The organism is Rhodovibrio sodomensis (assembly GCF_016583645.1).
In the GTDB taxonomy this organism is placed as follows: Bacteria; Pseudomonadota; Alphaproteobacteria; order Kiloniellales; family Rhodovibrionaceae; genus Rhodovibrio; species Rhodovibrio sodomensis.
The window spans coordinates 1-6,910 of record NZ_NRRL01000176.1 but is presented as its reverse complement, the minus strand read 5'-3'; the positions used below and the strand labels follow the sequence as shown (position 1 = coordinate 6,910).

Annotated in this window: 6 protein-coding genes; 1 reads left to right on the top strand and 5 read right to left on the bottom strand. The window is 66.4% G+C overall.

What is annotated here, in order from left to right:
• Nucleotides 1-127 precede the first annotated feature (127 nt).
• The 4 genes from CKO28_RS26125 to CKO28_RS26110 form a co-directional block, all read right to left on the bottom strand.
• Nucleotides 128-982, bottom strand: a complete 855-nt coding sequence (locus CKO28_RS26125) for an ABC transporter permease (RefSeq protein WP_200344145.1) — start codon at nt 980-982, stop codon at nt 128-130.
• A gap of 6 nt (nt 983-988) precedes the next feature.
• Nucleotides 989-2,272 (bottom strand): ABC transporter permease, encoded by a 1,284-nt coding sequence (locus CKO28_RS26120; protein WP_200344143.1) that lies wholly within the window; start codon nt 2,270-2,272, stop codon nt 989-991.
• Nucleotides 2,273-2,495: 223 nt separating this feature from the next.
• Entirely contained in the window at nt 2,496-3,590 is a 1,095-nt protein-coding gene (locus CKO28_RS26115; protein WP_200344141.1) for an extracellular solute-binding protein, read from the bottom strand.
• 189 nt (nt 3,591-3,779) lie between these two features.
• Nucleotides 3,780-4,865 (bottom strand): ABC transporter ATP-binding protein, encoded by a 1,086-nt coding sequence (locus tag CKO28_RS26110; RefSeq protein WP_200344139.1) that lies wholly within the window; start codon nt 4,863-4,865, stop codon nt 3,780-3,782.
• A gap of 527 nt (nt 4,866-5,392) precedes the next feature.
• Between CKO28_RS26110 and CKO28_RS26105 the strand changes: the two genes are divergently transcribed.
• Nucleotides 5,393-6,094 carry a fumarylacetoacetate hydrolase family protein gene (locus CKO28_RS26105; protein ID WP_200344137.1) on the top strand — a complete coding sequence of 234 codons (702 nt, stop codon included), beginning with the start codon at nt 5,393-5,395 and terminating at the stop codon, nt 6,092-6,094.
• Between the two features lie 163 nt (nt 6,095-6,257).
• Here CKO28_RS26105 and CKO28_RS26100 read toward each other — a convergent pair.
• Nucleotides 6,258-6,910: IS630 family transposase (locus tag CKO28_RS26100; protein WP_200344135.1), on the bottom strand; the 653-nt coding region annotated here is incomplete at its 5' end.

The following is a 6,910-nucleotide window of genomic DNA, read 5'->3' as shown; positions in this document are numbered from 1 at the left end:
GCCGCCGGCCTGAATCGAGACACGAAAAACACCACATCCACATCGTACAATACCCCGCCAAGACCCTTACGCGAACGGCTCGCGGCGGCTACCAGACGGCATCAAGCAGCTGCGTGCAAAATCCAGGCTAGACAGGCGCCATGCCGCGCTGGGCCTCCGAGCGCCGGCGCAGGATCTCCAGCGTCGCCAGCAGGATCACCGACAGGGTGACCAGCATGGTGGCGACCGCGAGGATGGTCGGGCTGATCTGCTCGCGGATGCCCGACCACATCTCCAGCGGGATCGTCCGCTGCTCGTAGCCGGCGAGGAACAGCACGATCACCACCTCGTCGAACGAGGTGATGAAGGCGAACAGGGCGCCCGAGATCACGCCCGGGGCGATCAGCGGCAGGATGATCCGGAAGAACACCACCCGGTCGTTGGCGCCCAGGTTGTTGGCCGCCCGGATCAGCGAGCGGTCGAAGCCGACCAGGGTCGCCGTCACGGTGATCACCACGAACGGCGTGCCCAGCGCCGCGTGCGCCAGGATCACGCCCAGATGGGTCTGCGCCAGGTGGATCTGGGAGTAGAAGAAGAACATCGCCACGCCGGAGATGATCAGCGGCACGATCATCGGCGAGATCAGGATCGACATCACCAGTTCGCGTCCGGGCATGTGCGGGCGCGACAGGCCGAGCGCGGCCAGCGTGCCCAGCGAGGTCGCCAGGAAGGTCGCCGCGATCGCGATGATGAAGCTGTTCTTGATCGAGTGCAGCCAGCTTTCGGAGGTGAAGAAGTCCGCGTACCAGCGTGTCGAGTAGGCCGCCGGGTCGAGTGCCAGCATGCCGTCGGTGAAGGTGAAGTACGGCTCCGCGTTGAACGACAGCGGCACGATCATGATGATCGGCAGGATCAGGTACAGGAACACCAGTCCGCAGATCGTCAGGTAGGTATAGTGCCAGGTCCGCTCGAGGCGGCCGACGTAGGGTGCGAACTTGGCCATGACGGCTTACCCCAGCTTCATGTTGTCGATGCCGACGATGCGGTTATAGGTGGCGTAGAGCAGCAGCACGCCGGCCAGCAGGATCGTGCCGATCGCCGCGGCCAAGCCCCAGTTCAGCGACTGCTGCATGTGATAGGCGATGTAGTTGGAGATCAGCTGGCCAGACTGCCCGCCGACCAGGGCCGGGGTAATGTAGTAGCCGATCGCCAGGATGAAGACGAGGATGCCGCCCGCGCCCATGCCGGGGATGGTCTGCGGCACGTAGACCCGCCAGAACGCCACCGGCGGGCGCGCGCCGAGCGACTTCGCCGCGCGCATGTAGGACGGCGAAATGCCCTTCATCACCGAATACAGCGGCAGGATCATGAACGGCAGCAGGATCTGCGTCATCGCGACGATCGTGCCGATCTGGTTGTAGATCATCTGTAATCGGCCGTCGTCGGAGATCACGCCCAACCAGACCATCATGTCGTTCAACACGCCCTCGGTCTGCAGCACCACGATCCAGGTGGTCGTGCGCACCAGGAGGGAGGTCCAGAACGGCAGCAGCACCAGGATCATCAGCAGGTTGGCGTGGCGCGCGGGCAGGGTCGCCAGCAGGTGCGCGACCGGGAAGCCGAGCAGCAGCGCGAGCCCGGTGATCAGGGCGGACATCCACAGCGTGCGGACGAACAGCATGACGTAGATCTGCCGGTATTCCGGCTGCGCGACGATCTCGCCCGTGTCGGAATAGGTCAGGTCGATCGCGTTCAGGTAGTAGCTGGCGGTGTAGTAACCGCTCTCGCGCTTGATCAGGCGCCAGACGTCGAGGTCGCCCCAGTCGTCGTCGACTTCGAGCAGCGCTTGCTTGTAGGGCGGCTCCAGCTGATCGGCGCGCCGGGCGCTGCCCATGATCAGCGAGCGCATGCCCGCCTCCTGGTAGTTCAGCCGGGTCGCCGCCCGGCCGATCGTGCGCGTGCGCTGGCCTTCCTGGATGTCCAGCGCGAGCGCCTCGAACGCCGCTTCGCCGGGCACTTCCTGGCCGTTCCAGCCTTCCAGCACGGCCACCGTGCGCGGCATTGCCTCCGGGATCTGGTGGTTCTCGACCGACCGGCTGGCCATGTCGAAGATCGGCATCAGGAAGGAAAAAACGATGAAGAACAGCAGCGGCGCGGTGAGCCCGAAGGCAATCAACTTGTTGCGCCGCATGGCGCGCCGGATCGAGACCTTGAGCGGCGTGCCGTCGGCCGTGGTCAGCTTGTCCAGACGGCCGTCGGCGCCGGTGTCCTGTGTGATGTCGGCCTGAGCCATGCCCTAGTCCCCGCGCGCGGCTGTTCCGGTGGCCGGGCCGCCGCGCGTTGAGCCGCGGGGTCGGCGTCTGCCGGCTCCTTAGAGGGTCGTTGTCGTCGAACGACTGCGTCGTTCGGCGGCTAAGTCTCGGCCGCGTGCGGCCGAAAGCGGCGGGGCCGGGGACGGTTCCCGCGGCCCCGCCTGAAGGCGTCCGGTATCACCCGTCCGCCAGGCTCGGCCCGGTTTAGCGGGCCAGCCAGGCGTTGAAGCGCGCCGCCATGGCATCGCCGTTATCGGCCCACCACTCGGCGTTCTTCGGGATCGGGTTCTGGAAGTTCTCCGGGCTGGTCGGCATGTGCGGCTTCATGTCGATGCCGGCCTCCGCGTGGGTCGACACCAGCTCGGCCGAGGATGCGCGCGCCGGACCGTAGGAGATGTACTTCGCCTGGTCGGCGAGGCGCTGGGTGTCGGTGGCGAAGTTCAGGTAGTCCTTCACCCGGTCGGTCAGCTTGCCCTTCGGGACGACCCAGCCGTCCAGCTCGAAGTACTGGCCGTGCCAGATCAGCTCGAACGGCTGGTCTTCCATCACCTGGGCGTTGAAGAAGCGGCCGTTGTAGCCGGTCGCGATCGAGACCTCCTGGTCGGCCAGCAGCTGCGGCGGCTGCGCGCCCTCGCTCCACCAGACGGCTTCGTCCTTGAGCTCGCCCAGCTTGGCGAACGCGCGGGCGACGCCTTCGTCGGTGTCGAGCACCTCGTAGACCTCGTCCATCGGGACGCCGTCGGCGACCAGCGCCCATTCCATGTTGCCGGCCGGGATCTTCTGCAGGCCGCGCTTGCCCGGGTAGGCGTCCATGTTCCAGACGTCCTGCACGGTCGACGGATAGTCGCCGCTCGGGAAGGCTTCCTTGTTGTAGGCGAACAGCGTGGCGTAGACGATCGACGGCACGAAGCATTCGCGCAGCTGGACGAAGTCCTCGCTGGGCGGGGTGCCGTCCGGGGCCTCGGCCAGGATCTCGTCGGCCGGCAGCGGCTCGACGATGCCCTCGGCGCAGGCGGTCATCGCCGGACCTTCCAGCATGTCGACGATGTCCCAGGTGACGTTGCCGGCCTGCACCTGGGCGCGGATACCGGCGAGGCCGTTCGCGGACTTGTCCACGTTGACGATGTTAACGTCCGGATTCATCTCCATGTACGGCTCGTGATAAGCCTTTTGCTGGGACATGGTGTAAGCACCGCCCCAGGAGACGATGGTCAGCGTCTCCGCAGACGCGGCACCGGCCGAAACGCCCAGCGCAAGGGCGCTGCCGGCGGCCAGGAGGGTCGCTTTACGAAGCTTCATTAGGCTCTCCCTGTTTTGTTGGCCAACCGGACCTCGCGCGTACCGGTCGGCACTCGGGCCATGATGCTTTTCTCGGGGATCAGCAGGTTCGGTTCACGTCCGCGCCTGTTGGGACGGCACCGGGGCACCGTCCGAAAAGCGGCCGCCGGTCCAGCATTGGCTGGCGGCCGCGGCCGCGCGCCTGGCACATCATGCATCCAGGGCACGGCAATCCTGTAACGCCCAGCCCACCTTGACGGTATCGCCCCGATTGATCCGGGCGTGGCCGTGGGCGTTGGGGATCTTGATGACGAACTCGTCGTTGCCGCAGACGCGCACGCGCGTCCGGATGTGGTCGCCGAGGTAGATCAGTTCCTCGACCCGGGCGTCGAAGCTGTTGTCGATGCCGTTGGTCGGATTGACCTCGACCCGTTCCGGGCGGAGCGACAGCGTGGTCCGCTGGCCCTCGCCCGCGACGTTGACCGGCAGCGCCTTCACGGTGCCGCCGTTATTCTCCAGCTCGACCTCGCAGCTCTTGCCGTTGACCTGCTTGACGATGCCGTGAAGCCGGTTGTTCTCGCCGATGAAGTAGGCGACGAACGCGTTGTCCGGCTCCTCGTACAGCATGTCGGGCGCGGCCAGCTGCTGGATGACTCCGTCGTCGAACACCGCGATCCGGTTCGACATCGTGAGCGCTTCCGACTGGTCGTGGGTGACGTAGACGACCGAGACGCCCAACTGCTCGTGGATGTGCTTGATCTCGAGCTGCATCTCCTCGCGCAGGTTCTTGTCCAGCGCGCCGAGCGGCTCGTCCATCAGCACCAGGTCGGGGTCGAACACCAGTGCCCGGGCGACCGCCACGCGCTGCTGCTGGCCGCCGGACAGCTGGCCGGGGCGGCGATTGCCGAACTGGCCCAGGCGGACCATGTCGAGCGCGCGCTGCACCTTCTTCTCGGCGTCCGCGCGGCTGATCTTGCGCACGTCCAGCGGGAACCGGAGGTTCTCCGCCACCGTCATGTGCGGGAACAGGGCGTAGTTCTGGAACACCATGCCGATGCCGCGCTTGTGCGGCGGCACCGCGTTGATCGGCGTGCCGTTCAGCAGGATCTCGCCATGCGTGGGCACCTCGAAGCCGGCCAGCATCATCAGCACGGTGGTCTTGCCGGAGCCGGACGGCCCGAGCAGCGTCAGGAACTCGCCGCGGGCCACATGCAGGTTGAGATCCTTCACGACCAGCGTTTCGCCGTCGTAGCTCTTCTGCACGTGGTTGAACTCAACGATATTGTCTTGCGACATCCCCGTCCTTTTTCGTCTCCCAGGCGCCGCGGGGGGCCGGATAACCCGTCTCCGGATCATTCGGTTCCAGGTCGGATCGCGGGGTCGCGCGAATGCGCGTCCCGATTCGACTAGCGCCCCCTGCGCGCTGTGCCGCGCCGACCTGCCCGGCAGGCGGCGCGGGATTTGTCTTGGTTCGGTGCCGACCCGCGATTCGACCCGGTCCCGACACCACGGCGCCCTGTCGCCGTTTGACCGAGGTTAATCGATCGTACACCCGATTGGGAGTCATTTTGTTTCAATGCCAGGACACTTGTATATCGATGGTCGCAGGCAGCCGGCCGCGCACCCGTTCCGCGCAGCGGCGCGCCCGTGATCCGAGATATGCGGCACGTGCTGTTCGCGCGGCTTGGTGTCCCTGCGGCTGGCGTGGTGCCTGGTGATGCGGCAGAAATTGCGGGCCAGGGCCAGTGCGCGGAAGCTCGGGTCGACCGTCACCGGTCTGGCCCGAACCTCGACGCACACTGGACGAACAAGGGAGCGACGCCGTGTCCGACCCTACAGCCGAGACCGTCATCCCGGCGCCACGGCCCGTGCGGCTGCCGGTGGCAGGCGCCAGCCGGGTCTTCCCGGTGCACCGGATCTACTGCGTGGGCCGGAATTACGCCGACCACGCGGTCGAGATGGGCCACGACCCGGACAAGGAGCCGCCGTTCTTCTTTCAGAAGAACCCGGACAACCTGCTGTGCGGGGCCGGCGAGATGCCCTATCCGACGGCGACCGCGGACCTGCATCATGAGATCGAGCTGATGGTCGCGCTCGGCGCCGGCGGGCGCGACATCCCGACCGAACGCGCGCTGACGCACGTCTACGGCTACGCGGTGGCGCTCGACATGACCCGGCGCGATCTGCAGGGGGATGCAAAGAAGCTTGGCCGGCCGTGGGAAGTCGGCAAGGCGTTCGAGCATTCCGCGCCCTGCGGCCCGGTCGTGCCGGCCGCCCGGATCGGCCATCCCGACCGCGGCCGGATCTGGCTCGACGTCAACGGTGCGCGCCGGCAGGCGGGGGACCTCGCGCAGATGATCTGGAAGGTGCCGGAGATGATCCGGATCCTATCCACCCTGTTTACCCTGCAGCCGGGCGACCTGATCATGACCGGCACGCCCGCCGGTGTCGGCCCGGTCCAGCGCGGCGACCGGCTGCACGGCCACGTCGCCGGGGTCGGCGATCTGGAGATCGCGATCGGCTAGGGTGGGGCCTCTGCTCCAGTGGACTTTTGCACGGCTGCTTCAGCGCCCGCCAACCGTCCCGCGACACGGCCGCTAAAGCGGCCGGCTCGGGATCACGTCGAGATTGGCAAATGTTCTCTATATCAGAAGCTTAAGGCTATCGATCTCGTCCTAATACCAGCGGTCATGGAGATGTCGTTATCGCGGCCCAGCTACGGTAGCTTATCGAGGTCACGGTTTCCGGCATCTCCATGAATATGTTCCAAGCGTCGCAGCAGGCATCGACAATCATATCGTAGCTTTCGAAAACGCGGTTTGAGAGGAACGTCTGGCGTAGGTACTGCCAGACCTTCTCGACAGGGTTCAGTTCCGGAGACTTCGGCGGCAGAAGCACGATCGAGATGTTGGCGGGCACACGAAGCGACTCCGTCGTGTGCCAGCTGGGCTGGTCCATGACCAGGATGGCGTGGCGTTCTGACCCGACCTGTCGGCTGATCTCGGCCAGATGCTCCTGCATCCCCCGCGTGTTCGCCCGCGGCATCACCACGGCCTCTCCAACCCCGCGCTCCGGCGCGACCGCGCCGAAAACGTAGCCCGAGCTGGTCCGTTGGTCGGCGGGCTGACGGGGACGCGTGCCGGTGGGCGCCCACTGGCGCACCTGCGGGTTCTTCTGCCCCACCCGCATCTCGTCCTGGAACCAGATCTCCGGGGTCACCCCGCCGGGCAGCTTGGCGATGATCTCTGCGACGGTCGCCGGGAAGTTTTTTTGAACGTCTCGATCGTCTCCGGGTCCTGGCCCACGTGCTGCGGCCGGGCCGTCATGTGCGAAAACCCGAG

Coding starts and splice junctions, on each gene's coding strand:
- CKO28_RS26115 (WP_200344141.1), bottom strand. CDS start 3,590: ATGAAGCTTCGTAAAGCGACCCTCCTGGCCGCCGGCAGCGCCCTTGCG.
- CKO28_RS26125 (WP_200344145.1), bottom strand. CDS start 982: ATGGCCAAGTTCGCACCCTACGTCGGCCGCCTCGAGCGGACCTGGCAC.
- CKO28_RS26110 (WP_200344139.1), bottom strand. CDS start 4,865: ATGTCGCAAGACAATATCGTTGAGTTCAACCACGTGCAGAAGAGCTAC.
- CKO28_RS26120 (WP_200344143.1), bottom strand. CDS start 2,272: ATGGCTCAGGCCGACATCACACAGGACACCGGCGCCGACGGCCGTCTG.